This is a genomic window from Marinoscillum furvescens DSM 4134 (genome assembly GCF_003386095.1).
In the GTDB taxonomy this organism is placed as follows: Bacteria; Bacteroidota; Bacteroidia; order Cytophagales; family Cyclobacteriaceae; genus Marinoscillum; species Marinoscillum furvescens.
On the sequence record NZ_QREG01000001.1, the window covers coordinates 205,101 to 228,060 of the forward strand.

The following is a 22,960-nucleotide window of genomic DNA, read 5'->3' on the forward strand; positions in this document are numbered from 1 at the left end:
TCAATAGGTATTTCGGCGTTTACGAATGGTCATTTTTACAATCCCAAAAAGTACGAGTAAAATCACCGGCAAGGCCACATTGACCAGCTGCCACTTGAGCCGCTCTTGCTTTACTTTCACTTTGTCTAGCGGACGAATCTTCACCTCCTTGGCGCGTGTCTGTACCAAACCATCTTCATCGAGGAGGTAATCCACCAGGTTCATCACCAGGTCTTCATTGGCATACGTCTTTTGCGAGTACGGATCCAGTCCCATCTGGAGAGGCTTGCCATCTTCCAGGCTTAGTTCATTGCGGATGAGGTCTCCATCAGCGATGACCACCAACTTGTTGGGCGCACTCTCGGGCACGATTTCATTGCGCGAAAAACCAGCCGGAGGAAAACGGTTTTTGTACATGGAAGTAAACGTACCCTCCAAAAGATACCCTAGAGCTTGTGGGCCTTTCTGGAATTTTTCGGGAAGCAGCTCACTTTGCAAGTCATTAAACGCCACCGTGATAGGTGCTCCCAGCACTTTGGTATTATTTGACGACAGCAACAAAGGAGTTTTCTCTACACCTACCGCCTTTACGGTGTCTATGCTGGACACAAAGCGTGTCATCACAGCGTCCAGGTTGCGCACTACCGGGTGTTTGCCATAGTTGGTAATCACCGGAAAGTACGGCCAGGGCAGCATGCGAATCTGAGGCTGGTCGCCAATATTGCCTGCCACCACCGGAAAATCTCCGCAGTTGAGGTCTACCACATAGTTTTGGTTGATGCGCACGCCATAGCGAAAAAGCAGGTCATTGAGATTGGTTTCGTAGGGAATGGCTACTGTACCTTCACCAGAAGCACTGTCCATGTTTACCCGAAGGGCATCCAAAAAGAAAGCCACCCGTCCTCCAGCCATTACATACTGGTCCAGGAGGTATTTTTCCCTTTCGGAAAAAGGTTTTGTGGGCTTAGTGATGAGCAGCAAATCATAGCCAGTGATGGGCGTCTTCCGCTCTGGCAGGTTGATTCTAAACAAGTCGTATTTGCTCAGAATCAGATTGGTAAGCCCCGCCAACTGTGTGGTATCTGGTTCACCGTGCCCCAGCACGAGACCCACTCGTTTGCGCGTAGGGTTTGCCAGCTGCTGCAGTGCATTGGCAAAGGCATATTCGAGCCCTTCTATGGACTGGTTGATAATGGCCTCTGGCCCACTGGCGCGGTTGCCTTTTAGCAGGTTAACGGCGAGCTCTCGCCCTCCCATAGAAATCACCGCCCCGGGAAAAATGAGTTTTTGGGTGTTTTTTCCATCCTGACTGTAGTTGAGATTAGTAGGCTGCAACCCCTGCTGTATAAGCCCTTGAAAGTACTGATTGCGCGCCCTACTGCTACTGGCCTGTGCCGGGTCTACCAGCTTTACATCCAATGTGCCAGGCGTGTAGATGGCAAACTCCTCCAAAAGTTCGCGAATGGCTTTTTGAAACCGTAAAAAATTACCTGGCAGCTCACCTGCCAGGTATACTTCTACCACTACGTCCTGATCCAGCCGCTGCAGTAATTTTTTGGTAGGCTCCGAAATGCTGTAGCGCTTTTCTTCGGTCATGTCTATCCGAAAAGGATAACGCTGTGCTATCTGAAAAAGAAGCACCACCGAAAGGAGACCTATCCCCAGCCTGAGTAAAAGTCCTGTTTTATATCCTGAGCTTTTCATTTTCGCCATCCAAGTATTACCTGTGTGAGCATCAGTATGCCTGCAATGAGGCCTATGAAGTATACGACATCTACAAAATCCAACAGTCCGCGGCTGATCGACGTGTAGTGAGCCATTATGCCAATTTCGGAAACAACATACGACCAGTCAGCCCAAATATTGATGGCTGCCAGTGCATCAAACCCTGCGTAGAAGAAAAAACAGAGAAAAGCTGCCAAAATGAACGAAACGATCTGATTGCCTGTGAGTACTGAGGCTAGAATACCGATAGCGGTAAACACACCACCTAGCAGTACCAGCCCGATGTAGGAGCCGATGATACCCGGCGTATCCAGATTGCCCACAGGGTTGCCCAGATAGTGGAGGCTATAGTAATACACCAGCGTGGGCAGCACTGAAAATAGCACTAAAAAGAATCCAGCCAGAAATTTACCAACAATGATTTCAGCATCTCTAAAAGGCAGTGTTTGCAAAAGCTCAATGGTGCCGGTACGGCGCTCTTCGGCGAAAGACTTCATGGTAATGGCCGGTATCAAAAACATAAAGACATACGGCCCCAGGCTAAACAATGGCTCCAAAGTGGCATAACCATAGTCCAACACATTGGTATCTGGAAACACCCACATGAGCAGGCCGATACCAATCAAAAACACACCGATCACCACGTAGGCGATAAGTGAGTTGAGAAAGTCATTGATCTCTTTGAAGAAAATACTGATCATGCTTCCGACTTTTGAGTTAGGCGATGAAAAATTTCTTCCAGTGAATTTTGTGCCCGGGTGAGGCTCACCAGCGGGAGGTCTTGCTCAGAGGTAATCCTGAGAAGCTCTGCACGCAAGTCTGGCCGCTCGGAGTTTATGAGGTACGATCGCTCCCCGATGGCTTGAGGTTCAAATCCCGCTTCTTCAAATACTTTTTGGTCCACCTCCTGCTCAAACTCCAGTATGATCCCGGTGGTGTCGTTGAGCCCTTCTTTTAAAACAGTAAGTTTATCATCAGCCACCAGATTTCCCCGATCGATGATCACCACATGATCACAGATGGCTTCTACCTCCTGCATGATGTGAGTAGAGAGGATCACCGTCTTGTCCACAGCAATGTCTTTGATTACCTGACGGATTTCAAGTATTTGGTTGGGATCCAGGCCCGAGGTGGGCTCATCCAAAATCAACACTTTCGGGTCGTGGATGAGGGCTTTGGCCAACCCCACACGCTGACGATACCCTTTAGAAAGCGTACTCAGCTTTTTGCTGCGCTCACGCGTGAGGCCTACCAACTCAATCATTTCATCCACTTTACGCCCTGGCTGCTTTAGTCCATACGCAGACGCTACGAAACGCAAAAACTCTCGCACGTACATGTCCAGGTAGAGCGGATTGTGCTCCGGCAGGTAACCCGTGATGCGTTTGGCCTGTAGAGGCTCCGCTTCCACATCTATGCCCTCCAGCACCACACGCCCTGCAGTAGGGCGTATGTAGCCTGTAGCCATTTTCATGGTGGTGGACTTGCCGGCACCATTTGGCCCCAAAAAGCCAGTGATTTGGCCTTTTTGAGCTTCAAATGAAATTTCATTTACGGCATATTGCCTTCCAAATATTTTCGTCAGCTGCTGGATAGATACCATGTGTGCTTATTGCTTTCCTTTTGGGCGGAGCGGTCGCAGCTCCAGATCCACTGGAAGTAAGTTTGGATGCGAATCTAAAAGATCTACTACAGATTTTGCTACATCTTCGGGGCGCATCATGTTGTCATGCGCATCTATCCCGTCAAAATCATCAAAAAAGTTTGTCTTTACACTACCAGGGTACACATTGGTCACCTTGATACCCCAGTCGCGCAGCTCCATAAACAGAGAGTGGCCAAAGCCTGTGACTGCATGCTTCGTAGCTGCATAGCCCGACATGTTTTTCACCGGGTTGAGTCCGGCTATAGAACTGATATTGACAATATGGCCCTGATCCATCTTTTTCATCTGGGGCACTACCGCGCGGGTGCAGTACATCAGGCCATGGACGTTTACATCAAACATGCCCTTCCAGTCTTCGATAGGCAGCTCGTCGATGGCACCTGCTATTCCGTATCCCGCGTTGTTGATCAAGATGTGAATATCTTCTCCAATGAGGTTCGTAGTTTCACTATAGGCACTTTCCACAGAGTCCAGATCGGCCACATCTGTTTCCACAAAGTGAAAATCATCGTGCGTGATGTCTGGCTGCGAGCGGCTCCAGCCGACCACTTTCACACCTTGCTCTAGTAGCTGAAGTGCGATGTGGAGACCAATCCCCTTGCTTACGCCCGTAACGATCGCTTTTTTTCCTTTTAACTGACTCATGTTGTTTGTTTTTAGGGTTTGCAATATGCTTTGTTTTTCTATGGATTACAATGGTCAAAGACCAATACCGTAAACTGGATGGCGCCTTTAAGTGTTGCACGATTTAGCCCACTGAAGCTAAAGGGTCCGCATTCTGACCTTTGCTTTTTTTGGTTGAGCGATTCCTAGTAATTTTGCCCCCTATGATTACAATCGTGAGCAGCACCAACCGCAACGACGCGGTTTCTTATCAAATAAGTCTTCTATACCAGCGCATATTAGCAGAACGCGATGTGGCTAGTGAAATTATCAATCTAAATGATCTACCTGATGATTTTACCGTCTCGGCCCTGTATGAAAATTCAGGTAAAAACGAAGCGTTCAATGCGTTTAGAGCGCAAATGAAAGCTGCTCAAAAGTATGTATTTATTGTACCTGAGTACAATGGCTCCTTTCCGGGAGTGCTGAAGGCCTTTATAGACGGCCTTGAGTACCCACACACTTTTACCAACAAGAAATGCGCACTGGTGGGACTCTCCTCGGGAGTACAAGGCGCCGGTCTGGCACTCAGCCACCTCACCGACATCTTCAACTACTGTGGCATGCATGTACTGGCACTGAAGCCCAAACTCGCACGTATAGAAGCCAACCTCTCTGACGGTGAATCCTTCGAAATAGCGAACAAACTCTATATGGAGCTACTGGAGCAGCAGGCAGATTTGCTTATTGGGTTTTAACCAAAAGCCATGCAAAACCACTACCTCAACCTGCTGGAGCTGGAGCCTGGAGCTACCAAACAAGATGTAAAAGCCGCCTACCGCCGCCTGTCCAAGAAGTACCACCCAGACCTCAACAAGCACCCTGAAGCACGGGAGCAATTCATCGCCATCACAGAGGCGTACAACTTTCTCATGAAAGTGGGCCCCACACCTCATCAGGAGCAGGTAAATTATGACTACAACCCTGCGCAGGACGAATACGAACGCTGGCGGCAGGATGCCCGTGAACGAGCACGACGCAAAGCCCACGAAATCCAGAAAATGCGTATGGAAACCATTCGCAAGACCTTCTATGTGATGGATATTATTCTCCTCGGAGCCATGGTATTTAACTTACTACTGGCCCTGGACTATAGCCTCCCCTACCGGGAGCATGAGCAGGAAGTAGTGGGTGTATCTCGGGTTTACGAAAAATCAAAAGGGAGGGCAATCTACCGGTATGATGATGTTCAGTTTACTGATTTTCGCATGCGCTTTGATCAGGGTGAAGTAGTGCTCAAAGAGCTAGGTAAGCAGGCTACCGTACGGGCCTCCGCGATATTTCGTCAACCCATTAGTGCCACCCTGATGTTGGATGGTGAGCCACGTGTAGTTGCTCAGATTTACAGTGTTTACGCTACTTTCAGCTTTCTTATTCCGTTTCAGTTTCTGGTCCTGGGGCTGTACCGGTATGTGACCAAAAGGCTGGACCCAAAAATAGGTGTGGGCCTTTTGGCCATTTTTACCGCTATCATACAGCTATACCTTTTTTATGGGCTTTAGAAAAACTTCAAGCAAACAGGCTTGGACATTTTCACTTCATTGCCTGTGTATGTAAGCATACCTGTCTCTGGATTGCGCTCAAAGACGGTGATATTGTCCGAATATTGATTGGCAACCAGCAGATGACGCTCATCCGGTGTTAGTGTGAAGTTTCTGGGCCAGTCTCCCTGCACAGACTCTGTGCCTAGAAAATCCAGCTTTCCACTTTCGGACACTGAGAAAATAGCAATACTGTTGTGCCCCCGGTTGGAGCCATATAGAAACCGCCCATCACTACTGATATGAATGTCTGCACACTGGCTGTGCTCAGCAAAATCCTTCGGCAAGGTATAGGCTCTGTCGAGCTGATTTAGTTTACCCGAAGTAGTATTAACCTGCGCGGAGACTATTGTATTGGAAAGTTCGTTGATCACAAAGGCCTGATTTCGCTTTGGATAAAAAATCAAATGGCGAGGACCATCACCCGGCTCTAGCTGTAAGGCTACAAAACCTTCGCCCAGCTTGCCATTTTTCACAGCATATCCCATCACCGCATCGATCCCCAGGTCTACGACATAGAGAAACTTGCCATCCGGCGAAAAAATAGAACAATGCGCATGAGGGCCTTCCTGGCGTTTTTCGTTTGGCCCTGAGCCCACATGCTGAAAAGTATCTACTGCATCTACAAACGTACCATCCTGATTTAAGGCATAGATCACGCCATCTCCAGAAGAGTAGTTGGCAGCCGCAACGGCATTGGCTTCCGTACTGAAGTCCACATAGCAAGGGTTTTTACCCACAGCACTTACGGTATCGAAAGGTAAGAGACCTCCTTCTTCTACAGCATAAGCCACCACTTTGCCATCGGGTCGTTCTCCGAGGCTGTACACCCGCTTTTTGTCTGGAGTGATGGTAAGATAAGAGGGATTGTTGGCTTTGGCGGCAAGCGCAGGCAATGACAATTCTCCCGTTTCTGAATTAAACGTAGCTGAGTAGATCCCTTCGCTACCTTCACCTGTATAGGTGCCGATGAGCAGGTCATAGTTAGGAGCCGCCGGACTACACGCGGCCAGTACTGCCAGCAGCAGTGATAATTTGAGTAATTTCATAGATCGATGAATGGTTTAAAAAAAGGTGAATTTACAAAAAATCAGCGCGGCGTGTGATTTTTCTATGGTCACCTGCGAATAACAGGGCAAAGCAAGACCACATGAAGCAATCCGCCTCCACAGTATCCCTTTCAGAAAAGATGAACGCCTCTACACCGGAAATGACATTGGAGCAGGTTTTAACAACATATAAGCCACTCCTGCTAAAAGTGATTAACTCCTACTGTCAGGCTCCGGAAGACCGGGATGACCTGATGCAAGAGATCTCCGTACAGGTCTGGAAAAGCCTACACCGGTACGATGGCCGGGTAAAGCTATCCACCTGGCTCTACCGCGTGGCACTCAATGTGGCCATCAGCCATCACCGCAAACAAAAAAAAGAAACAACCGAATCGCTCACACAGGTCATAGAGGCACCTCCTCCAGCATCAGAAAACCCGCAGGTGGCACAGTTGCACAGGTTCATCAACCAGCTGGATGAGTTTAACAAAGCCATCATCCTGCTCTACCTGGATGACCTGTCTCATGAAGAAATCAGCAAGATACTTGGCATCAGCAAGTCGAATGTAGGCACACGCATAGGACGAATAAAAGAAAAACTCAAACAAGCATTTACTCAACATAAAACTCAAGACTAATGGAAATCGATCAACTAAAACTTTACTGGAAACAGTACGACGAAAAGCTAGACCGAAACTGGAAGCTAAACATGCACCTGCTGCGCACTACCAACACCAGCAAGGCTCGAAACGAACTCAACAAACTCACCTGGGTGATTGGGATTACGCTGGCTTTTTATGTCTTAGCCACTTACTACTTTGTGCATTTCACCATCGGTGGGTGGCCTTCCCCATACCTGGTAGGTTCGGGAGCCATACTGAGTATCTGGACACTCATTATCAGTGTGGGGTGCGTACACGAGCTAGAGCTGATCAGCCGCATAGACTTTAGCGAACCTGTAGCTACTGTACAGGGCAAACTACTCCGACTCAAGCTGATCATTATCCGCTATTTACGGTTGGTCGTATGGATCTTTCCCTTTTTCATGGCCTTCATTGCCTGGTTTTTCAAAGCACTGTTTGGTATAGACATCATGCTGCATGCCGACCCTACCTGGCTGTGGAGCAATGTAGCCATCGGGGTACTGGTCTTTCTACCATTCTCTATATGGGCACATCGAAAACTAAGCCCCAAAAATGCCAACAAACCCTGGATGAATAAACTCATCATAGGCAATGGCAGTCAGATCAACAAGGCGCTGGAATTCATCGGCGAGATTGATGAATTCGACAAAGAACGTTAGATTTAATTCAAAAAAACTGACCGAATGAGCATTACGATTCCTAGCCCTATCCAACTGGTAGGGCTCGACCTAAATCGACGCACAACCAACACCAACGCACAGTCTTCGGAAGACTGTGGTGCACTTTGGCAAAAGTTTGAGCAAGAGGTAGCAAGTAAAATAAAGGGCCGCTTATCTGACAAGGTATTTGCTGTTTACTACGACTATGACCCAAATGATCCAGCTGCATTCCGGTATTTTGTGGGTAGCGAAGCTCCTACTGAGCCTAATCCAGAGCTAGACCATCTCATGATACCGCCCGGCAGTTATCAAAAAGTAGTAGCCAAAGGCAAAATGCCCGAGTGCATGACTACCGCCTGGAAAGAGGTCTGGGAAAGTAAACATAGCCGTCAATACACGTTTGATTTTGAAGTATATGACAGCCGCAGCCAGGACTGGTCCAATGCTGAGGTGGATATTTTCATTTCTTGATCTCCGAAAAAAAATCCCGTCATGTGACAGATAACTAACAAGTATTCATTACCTTGTATACACCCCTTAGTTAATTGACGATCAGATCAAATTTGAGGATAGACAACACATTGCCTTTGTACAATTGTATCTTTTCTAAAGAAAGCAGGCCACCCGTCAGGCCTGCTTTTTTATTGGTTAACTTGGCACAAACAAACTACTCTTCCCTTGATTATCGCTTTAGCACAAATCGCTCCTTTTAGAGGTAACTTTCAAAGCAACCTACGCCAGCACCTTCATGTAGCTCGTGTTGCGCATCGATTTGATGTGGATTTATTACTCTTCCCTGAGCTATCGCTTACAGGCTATGAGCCCTCACTGGCTAAAGAGCTGGCACTTCCCTCCACACATACGCGTTTTTCTCCTCTGCAAGAAGCCGCACAGAGGTACCGCATGACCATTGCTTGTGGCATGCCGCTGAGCACCAAAGAGCTTCCGCAAATTGGCTTACTGACATTTGCTCCCGATACGGCTCCTTCTGCTTACGCCAAAAACCACCTTCACCCAGATGAAACACCTTATTTCTCACCGGGCAAAGAGGTAGCACTCTTACACCCTTCACCTGCCATAGCCCCGGCGATCTGCTACGAGCTAGGCCTGGAGACACACCTCTCCAACTGCCTGCAACTCCACATGGAAATTTATGCCACTTCTGTAGCAAAAACAGCCACCGGCCTGGCAAGAGCCCATGAGCACCTTCAGCTTGTAGCAAAAAAACATAGCGTGATGAGCCTGCTCGTAAATGCTGTAGGTGAGTGCGAAGAAGGGATCTGCGCAGGTGGATCAGCTGTATGGGCAGCTGGGGGACAACCCATCGGCTTGCTATCCAGAGATGAAGAAGGACTTTTGATTGTGGATACGGACATGCAGCGGACAAAGACTCACCAACTGCAACAAAAAACGGTCTGACAACCAAACTTCAATTCGTACGATTCGTTAGTCCTGTCAAACTTCATTTTTGAATCCTAAAATCAATATCAATTATGGCATTAAGAATAGGTGACGATGCACCCAACTTTCAGGTAGAAACTACCGAAGGAAAAATCGATTTTCACGAATGGCTGGGAGACAGCTGGGGCGTGCTATATTCTCACCCTGCAGACTACACTCCAGTGTGTACTACAGAACTTGGTCGTACGGCACAGCTAGGTGATGAGTTTGCTAGTCGCAATACCAAAGTATTGGCAGTGAGTGTAGATGATCTGGAGTCTCACCAGGGATGGATCAAAGACATCAATGAAACCCAAAACTGTGAGGTAAACTTCCCGATTATTGCAGATCCGGACCGTGTGGTGGCAACAGCCTACGACATGATTCACCCGAATGCATCGGCAACAGCTACGGTACGCTCGGTGTTCTTCATAGGACCAGATAAAAAGATCAAAGCATCAATTACTTACCCGGCGAGCACCGGAAGAAATTTCGCGGAGATTCTACGCGTGATCGACTCCCTGCAGCTGACAGCCAACTTCAGTGTAGCAACTCCAGCTGACTGGGTACAAGGGCAGGACGTGGTAATCACTCCTGCGGTGAAGGATGAGGAAATCCCTGGCAAATTCCCCAAAGGACACACGGTGATCAAACCATATCTACGCATGACCCCTCAGCCGGATAAGTAGTTTGAATGTACTCAAGAGCGTCTTTTGATTTTGTCAAATGAGCGTCTCTGATAATAAAAAACTGATTGATGGTTAAAAGGTGGCACCGGTGCTTTGCGCACTAAGCCACCTTTTTTTATTCTTCAATTTTCTTAACGGTGGAGGTGAAAGCAGCGAGCAATCCGTAACCTCCCGAAATGTTATTGTACATGGGTACCGGCTCACCTGAAAACAAGTCTGGATACTGATTCCACTGGTGGATCTCATATTTCCTCATGTACTCATAGTAGGACTCGCTAACGCTTCGTACACCTACATAGTACTTGAAATCTGGGTGATAATAGTCATACCAAATTTCAAGACTAACCTCCCCATCCTTAAATGCTGCATCTGTAAAAACTAAGCCTCTGGATGATTCCTCCAGCCACGGAATAGGAGATTGTATCCAGCCAATCTCCGACCTGTACACATATACCGAATCTTCATAGCCGGCAGTCTCTTCATACATAAGAAACACTTCGTAGAAATTGTCCACTCCTTTTTCATCTACCATTTCAAACTTGATGGCGCTATACTCATAACCGTCAATATCATAGCGAATACCATCGAGCTCCGCTTTCAATAGATTAGCTGGATTCGGCAAGCTAACCGATGAGCTGGCCGAAGGCAGGTCATCATCATTGACGAGCACTTCGAAGGTATCTCCCGGTTTTATATCACACGGATACACCCAATGATATTGTTCATTTAAAGCCCCCACCAGCTCCATACCATTTTGCTTTACAGCAGGCTGAGCACCAGCCTCATACAAAGCGGTATTTGTTTGACCATTTGGAGGACTGGTACGAGTAATGAGCAAGCGAAATGCCGAATCACTTTCATCTACCAGGCCATTTAGCACCAACTTAGGCTCATGCGGAGGCATCTCTACATAGACTTCCTTCTCGAAAAAATCCGTACAAGCCGAAAGCAGCACCACCGCCATCAGCCAACTCAATAGATCCTTAAAACTTAAATTCATAACTAAAGGCAGGTATTATTGGAAATAGTGCGATTTGTTTCAGTTTGCGACCCTCGTATTCGTGGGTGGTATTGTTGTAGCTATCAGCCCAGTAATAATAAAACGGGTTGGCGCGATTGTAGGCATTGTAAAACCCAAGATTCCAGGTGCGCTCTCCCCACTTTTTGGCCTTCGTAAATCTGATGCCAAAATCGGCCCGGTGGTAAGGCTTCATACGAAAACCATTGCGGCCGTTATAAATTTCCACTTCGTCGTTATAGTAACGATCGTTTGGAAAATCGCCATACAGGCTAGGATACCCATACCCTACTGCCAGATATCTTCCTTCTCCCAGGGTGATAGCATTTCCGGTACCGTACACCCAGGTGGCGGATATATCAATGCGTTCGTTTATCCGATAAGTGAGCAGGATCCCTATGTCGTGCCGCCGATCAAATCGGTAAGGGAACGGCTCCCCATAATTTATCTCTTCAAATTGACGGTCTGTTTTGGAAAGCGTATACCCGACCCACCCGGTAAATCGCCCTTCTTTTTTGTGCAAAAACACTTCCAGCCCTTTGGAGGCACCTTCTCCATCCGATTCTACGCGCTCTTGCCAGTCATCCCCACCACTCAGCCAGTTTTCACCCTCCGAATAAGCGATCAGGTGATTCATCCGCTTAGCATAGACCTCCGCACTCAGCTCCACTCCTTTGGCTATTTGCTGGCTGTATGCCACGGTGACCTGATGTGAAATCTGCGGCCGCACCTTTCTAGTGGCTGGCACCCAAAGATCGGTGGGCAACCCCACGCCCGATGAACTTAGCAAATGTACATTTTGCTGCATGGCCGCATAGCTGAGCTTGAATGAAGCATACTTCCCGGTTAGCATACGTAGTGTAGCCCGAGGCTGCAGGGAAGAGAAGGTTTTGCCATCCACATGGTAAAAATTCAAGTGTGCACCTGCGTTGAGCTTAAATCTCCTACTGATTTCCCACTGGTCCTCCAGGTACCAGCTGAGCTCTTGAGCGGTAATATTGAAGGAACCAAACGTAGTGTCGGATTTTTCATTTTGGTCCTCTGATTTGAAAGCATTGACTCCAGGAGTAAAATAGTGCTGCGTCAATTGCATGCCCGTGAGCAGTTGATGCTTTTTAGACAGGTAGTATTCCATCTCATATCTGGCACCGACATCCTGGATACCTGACCTGTATTCGTAAAACTGACTGGAATTATCCTGGGTATCTTCTTGCTCAAATCCAACCAAAAATCGATAGCGGGTATAATTCAGGGAAAGGTTCGTAAACAGGCGATCTGAAATCAGGTGATTCCACCGGGCTGTGGCCAAAAAATTCCCCCACTGAAACCTGGTTTTGCTATTGCTTTCGTCATCATCAAATTTTCCTACCCCCTTATCATCTCCACTGTATACACTCACCGAAAGCTTGTCTTTAGGTCCCAGATCGTAAGTAGCCTTGCCATTAAAATCATAAAAAAGATAGCCAAAAGAAACCTCTCCGTCAGTAGCTGCACGGGATATTGGCCGGGTAAACAGGTCAATATAGGTTCTGCGCAGGCCCACCATGTAGGAGCCCTTGCCTTGCGCCAGTGGCCCTTCCGTAGTGAGGCGAGCGGAAACCAGCCCGATGGCTCCAGAAGTCTGACGCTTGGCTCTATTGCCGTCTTTTACCTTTACATTGATTACGGATGATAGCCGTCCCCCATACCTGGCAGGAAACCCACCTTTGATCAGATTGACACCTGAGATCACATCTGGATTGAAAACAGAAAACAGCCCTCCCAAGTGAGAAACGCTGTAGAGCGGCACGCCATCTAGTAAAATGAGGTTTTGATCCGGACCACCTCCACGTACATAAATCCCCGTAAGCCCTTCGGTACCACTTTGCACTCCCGGAAGCAGCTGTAGCCCACGCAGCAGATCGATCTCACCGGCAATGGCCGGAAGCTGCATGAGCTGCTTAGAAGGAATATTTATGGACGATACCTGAGGCTGCACGGCCATCACCTCTTCACGTGCCCCTTCTACCACCACTGCTTCCAGCTCCACCATAGGCGGCAGAGCTATAGTCATGGATGTATCCTGAGTGAGTGAAAGGGTGAGGTATTTGGTTTGATAGCCCACAAAAGAAACGGCCAGGGTGACACTATCTCTGGACAGAGGCATACTGAAATATCCATAAAAATTACTGGTAGTGCCGGTGGTAGTTCCAGCTACTACCACTGTAGCCCCAAAGAGCTTTTCGCGCGATGACTCATCTTCTACATAGCCACTGATTCGGTATTGCCCGAAAGCGTGGCTGGCAAGCAGCCAAAGGACGGCAAGCAGCCAAAGGTTTTTCATAAACTATAAGGTTAGGTGATTACACTATCGCATTAACGCACACCTTTGTATGCAATTGTGACTAAGACCCTGAATCTTATGGTTTAGTTGAAAACGGTTTGAAAAATCAATGTTCAGTAGTGGGGATACGGTTGACAAAAAACTTTTGCCACTCACTTTTAGGGTCTATGCCTGCAGCCTCCAGTCTGCCTCGGACCTCCCAGTGAAAGCTGCTATGCTTTCCCACAAAAGTCCCGGCGATATGTGGTGGTATCGCTACAGACTGCTCCCATTTTGACGGTTGCCCTGGACTCAGCTGGACTTGCTTATCTAGCACCAGGTCGTCAGAATACAACACATGACTGGAAGCAGATCGCTCTATTGCCCTGAGCTGGAGGATTACTTGTTCGGCATATAGCACGTCATCTGTGGCTTCAGCTGTAAGCGTCACCTGTAGCGCTTCCGGCCCGTTGATTTCGGGATTTCCGAAAGCCATCTCTACGCGAGCACCTTGTCCCGTTACGTAGTTTTTCAATTTATTGATCACGCCCATTTGCTTCTTGCTCTTTGTATTGGTAATTGGTTTTGCGGCGTATGACAACCTCCTGCCAGCCACTGTCCGGGTCATTGCCAGGCATACTGAGTCCTGCGAAGACCTCCCATTTAAAAAAGACTTCCTTGCCATGATAAGTAGGGTGAGCCTCCCTGGGCAAATCCAGCGTAACCAGCCAGCGCTCTTCCTTTCCTTTGGCTATGGAGACCTCCTCCGCTACCTTGACTTGTGCTGTATAATGATCTTCGTATCGGGTTTCGCTATGGGTAGAGGTAGTGGAGTTGCCATCACTATCGGTACTGGTAGTGGTCACAAGCTTTTTGTAGGTCTCCCGTGCACGCCATTTGAGGTAGACGTTACTGGCCTTACAGTCCGCATTGGCAAAAGCCGTCACAAAGACCCGCAACGGGCTCAGCCCATCTGTAGGATTTTCCTCGAAAACAATGCCGACTTCAGCAGCGCCTCCTGTGATATAGTTTTTGATTTTGGTGAATAGCCCCATGCATCAAAAATGAAAAAATCTAAGACAAATAGCATCCGGGCCAGACGGTATTTTTGAGCTAGCAGCCCGTCCATTTACCAAAATTGGGAGGATCTACGGTTTGCCCTTTTTTCACCACCAATCCATCTGGGTACTTTTCGCCGATTTCACCCATGGTCATAATGTCCCACTCTCGGGAATTGTACTTCACCATGCGATAGCCCTTGAAGGCACCCGACACGCCCTGATCTAATATGGGCCACCAGACACTTTCCGAGTTGCGGTCCCACAGCAGGAAGCTTTCTAATCCTCCCCGGATGTTGGGGTCTGCGTAGGTATAGCCCGTCACCCCAAACGTCAAAGTCCGATTGCAGTAGTTTCGACTGTAAACCGTCACCAGATCCGCCAAATAGCAAAAAACCACGACTATGGGTTCACCATTGGCCACATCGTTGATGGCCTCATGATTGATCAAAGTCAGCAACGGGTACACTTTTACGTTGCCCTGATCCTTGACCACTACGGCGGATTCTTCAGGATCATGCCGATCGATTACCTCTGACACCCGATCATATTTTGGCGAAATCAGAGCCTGAAAAGTCTCCCGCCCCAGTCCATGACGAACATGACACACGTTGAGTGACCATCCGGTAATATCAAACCGCAGGGTGGAGTCCTGCGTATCACCAAGGTACTGTCGGCCATTTTGCTCATAGTACTCCCCATCCACAATCACCTGCGCTCCGCAGGTGGCAGGGTCTAGCTCCTGATTGTCTTCATCCTCAAGATCTACTTCCTTGCTAAGGTCGCAGCTTACCAACACTGCGATTACGATCATTGCCCACCATTTCATAACCATTCACTTTTAGCCATAAACACCCCCACTGAAAACCCAGTACCTGCATACACCTGTCTACCGCCCACCATTTGGTTGGCGCCTACCACTATGCCCACAAGTTCTGTAAACTTATAAGCCACTTCTGCCGAAAGGTTCCAAAATGAAGAATTATTTAGCTGAAGGCCATTACTGAAAGTGGCTTCTTCCAGTTCACCTTTTTTCAGCGCTCGCACCCGATCCATGCGCGCCACCAAAAACCATTTCCCCAGTTCGCAACCAGCTTCTGCTCCAAAATGCAGCTCATCGGTAAAGTCCCGGGTTCGGTGATTGTATCCCACATAGCCATTGGCATAGGGGTAATAGTCTCCCACAGGAATGGAAATACCCAAATCTGCCCGGAGCATCTGATTCCACTCACCATCTCCGGTCCACAGCGTGCCATCTGTGCCTCCCTCCGCAGTGCCTGTAGGGATACCCAGGATGCCAGACACACTCAGAGAAGCTACCAGCGCGTTGATCAGGTTGTATTTCACCTGCAACACCCCATCTCCTACGGTGGTGAGCTGGTCTCCTTCGGCCAGTACCTGCCCACTGCCTTTGGCTACCTCCTCACCTACCATCGCAGCACTCACAAAAGGGAAGTAACCTGCTACAGTAAGTTTTGGAGTAACTCCGTATTCACCATAAATACTCGTTTTAAGAAGTGCTCGCTTGCGGTCTTCTACCTTATGACCATACAGGTCGTAGTACTGATCGTAGACTGTCCACCAGTGGTCCAGCTTGGCATAAAAGCCCCCTTTGGGCTGTGTCCATCCACCGCCAGCAAACGCAAACCCAGCGATGAGTAAAAGGATAAACGCCAATCGATATTTGAAATGACCCGCCTGCATATAATTATAACACAGAAAAGGTAGCGGGTTTGTTCACCATGCACTGTCCTCACCGAGACAGAGGTGCTGAATATTGCTCATGTGAGCGCTTATGGAGCGCTTTTTCGACTTGAGTTTGGGGAACGGCCAGTTGCGGACGGCTAGTTTTGAAGTTCAGATATTCTACAAACTATACTAATCCATCGGAATCTTATTAAAAATATCCCAGGCTACTGAAAGCATCTTATCTCTTCCGTTAACTCAACTGATAGACGTTCAAAAACCCCACATGCATTATTTACTTCCGTACTTTTGGCTTAGCCCAAAAGTACCGCAGCGGCGGACCGTCAAAAACCCAAGGCTTTGAAGCTTTTGCCGGGATTTGCACTCAAATTTGGGGGACAAAAATAAACTCATCCTGTTTGCAACAGGATTTCAAACAAATTTTTGTCTTCTCCCACAAATTTGCTTGCAAATCTTTTCCGGAAAATCTTCAATGCCACTAGTATTATGAAAAATTTAATCAAGCCACCCATTACAGCAACTAATCTTAACTGACTCTAAAGAAAGGCTCTATGTTAAAAGGACCACTTCAAAAAGATCTAATTCAGTAATCAAAAACCCTGGAGGTTTCTAAAACTTCCAGGGTCTTTATTGAGATTCAGAGGGTTATTTGATTGGTCTCTATTTCTCCGTTCCTTTGATTTAAATAAAACAAAAACCTACAGCTCCGGCAATTCCAACGCTTTGGCCACAGCCTGATAGTCTGAAAAATCTACCCTACCCGAATTCCAAAAATCACCGGGCACAATGACCACACGAACTACCCAGGCATCGGTATCATCTGCACCGAGCCAGGTGAGCGGAAACTCCGCATCTAAAAACAGGCGCACATCATAGATCGAAAAGTCACTATTGTAGACCAACATCCCATCTGCCGTAGGGATGCTCTGGGAGAGTTTTCGCCAAACTTCCACCACCTCGCCATCATCGGTAGTGTAAGTATCCCAAAGCAGGTAGGTCAGAGCCACATCTGAGGCATAGCCCTCAAAGTTGTCCGGATAGGGCAAAATCACCTCAAAATCCGGCGCTGTGAAATTTACGTTCTCCCACTCAAAAACGTAGGCATTTTCTGCATCAGCACCCTTAGGACCAATGGGTCCCTGCGGACCGGGAGGGCCTACAGGACCTACCTCAGTAGAACTATAACAAGACGAAAGGAGGATTAGGAGGGCAAAACAGGCTTTGGTATACGAATATTTCATGGCCGTAACATTTGGTTCATAATGATGAAACCAAACATTGTTCCAGTTTTAAATAACGGAGAATATTATTTCCCTACCTTTGGTCCTTTCTTAATTAATATTTTATTTCTAATGAACACTGGTAAAGTAAAATTCTTCAATGATTCCAAAGGTTATGGTTTCATTAAAGAAGAAGGATCGGACAAAGAATACTTCGTACATGTGTCCGGTTTGATCGATGAGGTCAGACAAGATGACGATGTTACTTTCGAATTGAAAGAAGGTAAAAGAGGATTGAATGCTGTGAATGTTAAGCTTTCTTAAGCTTTAATAGATATCAAATTTTAATCATTGCTGACCCTGGCCAATGTGCCAGGGTTTTTTAATGTTTATCATTCAAAAGGGTCTGTCTGTCGGTATTGAGCCTTAGCTCAAAGACATCCGGACGACTGTAATGGCCCACTCCGTTCATGAGCAGGCGCTCTCTGCGTACCTGCTCATGATTGAGCTCCACTACAAATACTCCCTCCTGATCCACTACTGGCTCCAGCAACCAGCTCCCGTCTGGGGCAGCCACACAGCTACCCCCATTGGCCAGTGCACCATTCATCTTCTTTTTGAGTAGTGCAGCGTGTGGCAGATCGTCTGTTAGTTGGCTTTCGCCAAACAGCCCACAGGCCGCCACCACAAAAGACCTCCCTTCTTTAGCTATCATAGGAATCAGATCGTGTGTATTGCGGTAGTTTCCAGGCCACACAGAGACATGCAGGTCTTCGCCCTGAGCGTAGAGACTGGTGCGTGCTAGCGGCAGCCAGTTTTCCCAGCAGTTGAGACCACCTACGGTGAAGGGAGGTAAGCTATGAGTAACCAGCCCATGGCCATCGCCCTGACTCCAAACCAGGCGCTCCTCATAGGTAGGCACCAGCTTTCGGTGCACAGAGGCGATTTCTCCATTTTGGTTGATGTAAACCAGTGAGCAGTAGAGGCTGTCTCCCCGGTCTTGTGCTTTCTCGATCACACCGAGATACACTGCTAGCTTGAGCTTTCCGGCCAGATCGCTCAGCTGATTTAACTCACCACGGACTATCGCTACAGCTTCACGCACATAGTGGGCATAAAAATCCTTCTGCATGGCACTATCAAACACGGCACCGTCTGTTTTTTCTACCCAAAAAGGATAGCCTGGCACCAGTGCTTCACCGTAGACCACCAGCTGTGCTCCTTTGGCAGCAGCCTCCTGCATGGACTGCTGCACTTTCTGCAATGTGGCGGCCTTATGGAGCCATACCGGAGCCAGCTGTGCGATTGCTATGGTGAGTTTTTCGGCCATTATGCAGGTCGGGCAATTTCTACAGCATGGGTCATTTCGATACCCGGATCCAAAGAAGCAGCCACAGAGCAGTACTTTTCTACTGCCAGGTTGACTAGCTTTTGGGCCTCAGCCTCCTCCAGGTCTGGCGACACAAATCGGTATACGATGTGCATGGCCGTAAAGCGCTTAGGGATCTCATCACGACGCGTACCTGCGATCTCTCCAGAAAAGTCTACGAGGGTCTTTCTACGCTTTTTCACCATCTTTACCAGATCTACAGCCGCACAAGAAATCACACCTGCCAGCAGCAGCTGCATGGGCGACATGGCCTGCTTGTCTTCGGCAGCCAACATATCTATTTCCACCCGATTGCCCTGCTCGTTTACAGCGTAATACTCTTCCTCTCCTTTAAAACCTAAGTTCACTTTCATTACCATGTCAATATTTTGTTTGTTTTATGATTTAAAGAATTAAACCGATTAAAATTTCGAATTTTCTAAATGTTTCCACCTGTGGTAGACATTTTTCAAAATCTTCTTGGCTTCTAATACAAGTAAGCTACTTTTGCTCGTTCAAGTAAAAATTACCTGGATTATGATCATTCCAAAGGAGCCAAAGTTAACAAAAGAGCAGTTTGAGGAGGTAGTTTCGATAGTAGAAGAATACAACTGTCGGATCCAGCCCATCGAAGGACATCACCGTACCATCTATGCCGTACTAGGCGAAGAACGCGAGACCATCATGGTCAACCGCATACTCGGCCTGGACTATATCGACCGATTTGACGCGGTGGATTCGCCTTTTAAACTCATGGATATCCACTCTGAGCTGGCTCACCACAAAATAAAGATTGGTGATCATATCGTAGGGGAGTCTCCGTTTATCATAGCGGGGCACTGTACTATAGATCCTAAAAACCCGAACCTTTTCATCGAGTCTGCACATGCAGTGAAAGAGGCTGGAGCCAAAGCCATACGTGGTGGTGTATGGAAGCCGCGTACGATGCCTTACTCGTTTCAGGGTGATGATAGCTCGATGAAAATCCTCATAGAGGCGAAAGAACAAACCGGACTACCGGTAGATACCGAGGTAATGGACGACCACCAGCTACAGATCGCTGTAGAAGCCGGTGTAGACATCCTGCAGATAGGTGCTCGAAACGCACTCAACTACTCCCTACTCAAGCAAGTAGGTCAGGCTACTGCTGACAAGCGCATTGCAGTATTGCTGAAGCGTTCGATCGGAATGGGACCTATCAACGAATTTATCGCAGCTTCTGAGTACATCGCTGCTGGTGGCAATGCTGATGTGATGCTTTGCCCTAGAGGTACCTCTCCTACCATGGATGGCTATAGAAACTATCCTGACGAGAGCATCACTCCACTACTAAAAGACAAAACCTGGGCTCCGGTAATCGTAGACCCGTCACACTCTGTAGGGCGTGCGAAATTTGTGCCTTCCGCTGCTATGGCTGCCATGGCATACGGTGCGGATGGTGTGATCATCGAGACACACTGCGATCCTAAGCGTGGTATTGGTGATGACCCTAAGCAATCGATCACTCCGGATGTGCTACGAAAGCTCATCCAGGATATCGATCAGATATGGGAGATCCGAAAGCATTACAAAAAGGAGCTACCCGTTACGGCCTAAGGGTTGTATCAAATAATCTTAATGAACTAAAAGCTTGCCTCCTGGCAAGCTTTTTTTTTGTTTGAGCTCATTTTAAATATGACCTCCCTCCTGTAACCACTCGCTATCTTGCTCAATCGGCCAACTACTAAGTCAGCGCTCGTATGACATAGGACCTCAACTATAATTTTCTCATTAGATTAGTTGCTTATTGAGCCCTATGACCGACTACCTCTATACACATCTCAATACGGTGACAGCCTACAGCATCGTACTATCTATCGCACTGATCTTGCAAGCCCGCAACCGCATCAATGCCTCCTGGGCAGTACTTAGCTTCCTGATGTGCGTATTGCTTTACCTGGTCATCGACCACCTTCCGCCGGAGTTGAGGGCATTTTTGATCATTGGCCCGCTGCTACTCCCATTTAGCTTTTGGATCATGGCCCGTACCTTGTTCAACGACACTCCGCTACATCAAAAACGCCTTTTAACATACCTAATTCTTACGGCAGTAGCATCGTATGGTCTCTATGCTATTTCACACTATACCTCCTACACTCCATACTTCAATGTGGCTAGCCAAGCCCTGTCGATCCTGTTTATTTTACTAGCCATCCTGGAAGCTCAATCTGGTAAGCGAACCGACCTGGACGAATCCAGAATACGGCTCAGACGATATTTTACTTATTTCATCAGCTTCATGGTGTTTATCACCATCTTATCTGAGCTGAGTCTATCCGAAGGAGACCAGCTACTCCCCAGGCTTATTCAGCGGAGTTCGATCTTGCTGTTTAATACGACGTTAATCGTTTTGAATTTCAAGCTCAGCAGCCACCTCTTTGACTCGCGTAAGCAACTGAGCACCACTCAGCACCCCGAACTCATCTCACGTATCCAAAACATTATGGTAGACCAAAAGCTCTACCGGCAGGAAAAACTAACCATTGGACAGCTGGCCGATTTGCTCAACGAACAGGAATACAAAGTCCGAAGGGTGATCAATCAGGAAATGGGCTACCGGAACTTTATAGACTTCACCAATTCGTTTCGAATCAAAGAAGCCACCGAAATGCTAAAAAATCCAGACCTGAACAGTCTCACCATCCTGGAGATAGCTTACAAAACAGGTTACAATTCCATAGGGCCTTTTAACCGGTCATTTAAACAAGCCACTGGCCTCACACCTACCGAATACCGAAAAAAGCACATTTAATGCTGGTCAATTTTAAAATCGGCAAGCATAATCCACTTTCGACGAGCACTTTTCAGTCCTCCGAGATAGCTTAACCACAAAAACATCAAATTATGGAAGCACTTATACTGGAATTCGCATCGATCTTTCGACGCATAGTAGTGGTAGATTTTTTACGCTACTTCATCCCTGCCAGCGGAGCTTTTTTCGTGTTTTGGATCCTCTTCGGCAAAGCTCTTCGTCACCGCTTCATCCAAAAGAAAAAACCTGAAAGCAATCGTCTGTGGTTTGAATTCACCTACAGCATGAGTACCATCGTGATTTTCGCTCTGGTTGGAGTGGGTATCCACTACACCAATAAGACGGGCGTTTTCACCATCTACAGAGATGTGGCACAGTATGGCTGGACCTATCTGGTGGCCACTCCTATACTTATGCTACTCATCCATGACACGTACTTCTACTGGACACACCGATGGATGCATCATCCAAAAATTTACCGCCACGTGCACAAAATCCACCACAAAAGCACCAATCCTTCACCCTGGGCGGCTTATTCCTTTCATCCGCTAGAGGCAGTGGTACAAGCAGGGGTCTTGCCGCTCATTTTACTGCTCATGCCGGTTCATACGTTTAATCTCTTCTTGTTTCTCACCTACATGATCCTTAGAAATGTACTGGGCCACCTCGGCTTTGAGCTTTTCCCGAAAGGATTTATCAAGAACCCATGGGTCAATTGGAACACCTCCTCCACGCATCACAACATGCACCACCATCATTTTCACTGCAACTACGGGCTGTATTTTACCTGGTGGGACAAGTGGATGAAAACGGATCATCAACTCTACGAAGAAACTTTTGAGGAAGTCACTAGCCGAAAAAGGGAAGCAAACACACGCCAAAAATTAAGTGCTTAGGTGTATACTCCCGGTTTTCTTGCCAACAGCCAAAAACAGCATTAGTTTAGGGTTTAGATAATCACTAGATACTCAATCAGCATGTACAAATACTTACCCTACCTGGAGAAAGCCTTCTTAGCTACATCTGCCCTGGGCTTTATCCTTCAGTCGATGGGAATTGAAATTACCGAATTACTCATCATTGGCTTATCTGGTCTGGCAGTTTCTTTTTTTCTCAATGCCCACAAACCCGCAGAAGAGCCCTCCTCACCCAGCGACGAACCCAAAGGATTTGGCCACTTGTTGGGATTCGTCATATTGCCAAAAATTGCCTGGATCAGCTGTGCGATTGCCACTGTAGGTATCCTATTCAACATTATGCAGTTTGGAAATGATCAGGGCAGCACGATGCTCTATATCGGTGGCTTTAACCTACTCATGATATCTGTGATTCTCATAGCCATGAATTTCACTCAAGGGGGACTGATTCACCAAATGCAACCGCTATTGCTTCGAGCTACCCCTCTAATGATCATCGTTGGCTATCTCCTCTTTAAGTAAC

General features: G+C 47.5%; 26 protein-coding genes. 12 read left to right on the plus strand and 14 right to left on the minus strand.

The window, feature by feature from the left end; translation table 11 throughout:
• The 4 genes from gldG to C7460_RS00860 are packed head-to-tail and all read right to left on the minus strand — an operon-like array spanning position 1 to position 4,015.
• Positions 1-1,683 carry a gliding motility-associated ABC transporter substrate-binding protein GldG gene (gene gldG / locus C7460_RS00845; protein ID WP_170147838.1) on the minus strand — a complete coding sequence of 561 codons (1,683 nt, stop codon included), beginning with the start codon at positions 1,681-1,683 and terminating at the stop codon, positions 1-3.
• Entirely contained in the window at positions 1,680-2,405 is a 726-nt protein-coding gene (gene gldF, locus C7460_RS00850) for a gliding motility-associated ABC transporter permease subunit GldF (RefSeq protein WP_115866163.1), read from the minus strand. The genes gldG and gldF overlap by 4 nt, the downstream gene beginning before the upstream one ends.
• Positions 2,402-3,307, minus strand: a complete 906-nt coding sequence (gldA, locus tag C7460_RS00855; RefSeq protein ID WP_115866164.1) for a gliding motility-associated ABC transporter ATP-binding subunit GldA — start codon at positions 3,305-3,307, stop codon at positions 2,402-2,404. The genes gldF and gldA overlap by 4 nt, the downstream gene beginning before the upstream one ends.
• A 6-nt stretch (positions 3,308-3,313) precedes the next feature.
• A complete protein-coding gene (locus C7460_RS00860; RefSeq protein WP_115866165.1) occupies positions 3,314-4,015 on the minus strand; it encodes an SDR family oxidoreductase in 702 nt (233 codons plus the stop codon).
• A 182-nt stretch (positions 4,016-4,197) separates the two neighbouring features.
• Between C7460_RS00860 and C7460_RS00865 the strand changes: the two genes are divergently transcribed.
• Complete coding sequence (locus C7460_RS00865; RefSeq protein WP_115866166.1) at positions 4,198-4,731, plus strand: NADPH-dependent FMN reductase; 534 nt, start codon at positions 4,198-4,200, stop codon at positions 4,729-4,731.
• A gap of 9 nt (positions 4,732-4,740) precedes the next feature.
• Positions 4,741-5,535, plus strand: a complete 795-nt coding sequence (locus tag C7460_RS00870; protein WP_115866167.1) for a J domain-containing protein — start codon at positions 4,741-4,743, stop codon at positions 5,533-5,535.
• Here C7460_RS00870 and C7460_RS00875 read toward each other — a convergent pair.
• Positions 5,532-6,623 (minus strand): lactonase family protein, encoded by a 1,092-nt coding sequence (locus C7460_RS00875; RefSeq protein WP_115866168.1) that lies wholly within the window; start codon positions 6,621-6,623, stop codon positions 5,532-5,534. The genes C7460_RS00870 and C7460_RS00875 overlap by 4 nt on opposite strands.
• Before the next feature lie 101 nt (positions 6,624-6,724).
• Here C7460_RS00875 and C7460_RS00880 point away from each other — a divergent pair, with 101 nt between their 5' ends.
• From C7460_RS00880 to C7460_RS00900, 5 genes are all read left to right on the plus strand, one after another.
• Complete coding sequence (locus C7460_RS00880) at positions 6,725-7,261, plus strand: RNA polymerase sigma factor (protein WP_245986115.1); 537 nt, start codon at positions 6,725-6,727, stop codon at positions 7,259-7,261.
• On the plus strand, positions 7,261-7,926 hold the full coding sequence (locus C7460_RS00885; protein WP_115866170.1) for a hypothetical protein: 666 nt from the start codon (positions 7,261-7,263) through the stop codon (positions 7,924-7,926). The genes C7460_RS00880 and C7460_RS00885 overlap by 1 nt, the downstream gene beginning before the upstream one ends.
• Positions 7,927-7,950: 24 nt before the next feature.
• Positions 7,951-8,397, plus strand: a complete 447-nt coding sequence (locus tag C7460_RS00890) for a GyrI-like domain-containing protein (protein ID WP_115866171.1) — start codon at positions 7,951-7,953, stop codon at positions 8,395-8,397.
• A 207-nt stretch (positions 8,398-8,604) separates the two neighbouring features.
• Positions 8,605-9,345: a carbon-nitrogen hydrolase family protein gene (locus C7460_RS00895; protein ID WP_170147839.1), complete on the plus strand. Its 741-nt coding sequence runs from the start codon at positions 8,605-8,607 to the stop codon at positions 9,343-9,345.
• 74 nt (positions 9,346-9,419) lie between these two features.
• Complete coding sequence (locus tag C7460_RS00900; RefSeq protein WP_115866173.1) at positions 9,420-10,055, plus strand: peroxiredoxin; 636 nt, start codon at positions 9,420-9,422, stop codon at positions 10,053-10,055.
• Between the two features lie 115 nt (positions 10,056-10,170).
• Here C7460_RS00900 and C7460_RS00905 read toward each other — a convergent pair whose 3' ends face one another.
• The 7 genes from C7460_RS00905 to C7460_RS00935 form a co-directional block, all read right to left on the minus strand.
• A complete protein-coding gene (locus C7460_RS00905; protein WP_115866174.1) occupies positions 10,171-11,055 on the minus strand; it encodes a DUF4249 family protein in 885 nt (294 codons plus the stop codon).
• Positions 11,039-13,396: a TonB-dependent receptor gene (locus C7460_RS00910; RefSeq protein ID WP_115866175.1), complete on the minus strand. Its 2,358-nt coding sequence runs from the start codon at positions 13,394-13,396 to the stop codon at positions 11,039-11,041. Before C7460_RS00910 ends, C7460_RS00905 begins: the two co-directional genes overlap by 17 nt.
• Before the next feature lie 106 nt (positions 13,397-13,502).
• Positions 13,503-13,922 (minus strand): hypothetical protein, encoded by a 420-nt coding sequence (locus tag C7460_RS00915; RefSeq protein WP_147302811.1) that lies wholly within the window; start codon positions 13,920-13,922, stop codon positions 13,503-13,505.
• The gene (locus C7460_RS00920) at positions 13,912-14,430 is read right to left on the minus strand and encodes a hypothetical protein (protein WP_115866177.1); all 519 of its coding nucleotides are present in this window, start codon (positions 14,428-14,430) and stop codon (positions 13,912-13,914) included. The genes C7460_RS00915 and C7460_RS00920 overlap by 11 nt, the downstream gene beginning before the upstream one ends.
• 58 nt (positions 14,431-14,488) lie before the next feature.
• Positions 14,489-15,262 (minus strand): DUF3179 domain-containing (seleno)protein, encoded by a 774-nt coding sequence (locus C7460_RS00925; RefSeq protein WP_170147840.1) that lies wholly within the window; start codon positions 15,260-15,262, stop codon positions 14,489-14,491.
• Positions 15,259-16,110, minus strand: a complete 852-nt coding sequence (locus C7460_RS00930; protein ID WP_221409416.1) for a hypothetical protein — start codon at positions 16,108-16,110, stop codon at positions 15,259-15,261. The genes C7460_RS00925 and C7460_RS00930 overlap by 4 nt, the downstream gene beginning before the upstream one ends.
• A gap of 728 nt (positions 16,111-16,838) precedes the next feature.
• Positions 16,839-17,381: a hypothetical protein gene (locus C7460_RS00935; RefSeq protein ID WP_115866180.1), complete on the minus strand. Its 543-nt coding sequence runs from the start codon at positions 17,379-17,381 to the stop codon at positions 16,839-16,841.
• Positions 17,382-17,492: 111 nt separating this feature from the next.
• On the opposite strand from C7460_RS00935, the gene C7460_RS00940 reads away from it, so the two are divergent.
• Entirely contained in the window at positions 17,493-17,684 is a 192-nt protein-coding gene (locus C7460_RS00940; RefSeq protein ID WP_115866511.1) for a cold-shock protein, read from the plus strand.
• 58 nt (positions 17,685-17,742) lie between these two features.
• Here the strand turns inward: C7460_RS00940 and C7460_RS00945 are convergent, their stop codons facing one another.
• Both C7460_RS00945 and C7460_RS00950 read right to left on the minus strand, forming a co-directional pair.
• Positions 17,743-18,690, minus strand: coding sequence for a carbon-nitrogen hydrolase family protein (locus C7460_RS00945; protein WP_115866181.1), 948 nt, complete (start codon positions 18,688-18,690; stop codon positions 17,743-17,745).
• Positions 18,690-19,103 (minus strand): OsmC family protein, encoded by a 414-nt coding sequence (locus C7460_RS00950; RefSeq protein WP_245986118.1) that lies wholly within the window; start codon positions 19,101-19,103, stop codon positions 18,690-18,692. Before C7460_RS00950 ends, C7460_RS00945 begins: the two co-directional genes overlap by 1 nt.
• A gap of 163 nt (positions 19,104-19,266) precedes the next feature.
• Between C7460_RS00950 and C7460_RS00955 the strand changes: the two genes are divergently transcribed.
• The 4 genes from C7460_RS00955 to C7460_RS00970 all read left to right on the plus strand — a co-directional run bounded on the left by C7460_RS00955 (position 19,267) and on the right by C7460_RS00970 (position 22,959).
• Complete coding sequence (locus C7460_RS00955; RefSeq protein WP_115866183.1) at positions 19,267-20,325, plus strand: 3-deoxy-D-arabino-heptulosonate 7-phosphate synthase; 1,059 nt, start codon at positions 19,267-19,269, stop codon at positions 20,323-20,325.
• Positions 20,326-20,524: 199 nt separating this feature from the next.
• Positions 20,525-21,520, plus strand: coding sequence for a helix-turn-helix domain-containing protein (locus tag C7460_RS00960; protein ID WP_115866184.1), 996 nt, complete (start codon positions 20,525-20,527; stop codon positions 21,518-21,520).
• Positions 21,521-21,612: 92 nt separating this feature from the next.
• Positions 21,613-22,416, plus strand: a complete 804-nt coding sequence (locus tag C7460_RS00965; RefSeq protein WP_115866185.1) for a sterol desaturase family protein — start codon at positions 21,613-21,615, stop codon at positions 22,414-22,416.
• A gap of 81 nt (positions 22,417-22,497) precedes the next feature.
• Positions 22,498-22,959 (plus strand): hypothetical protein, encoded by a 462-nt coding sequence (locus C7460_RS00970; protein WP_115866186.1) that lies wholly within the window; start codon positions 22,498-22,500, stop codon positions 22,957-22,959.
• Position 22,960 lies beyond the last annotated feature (1 nt).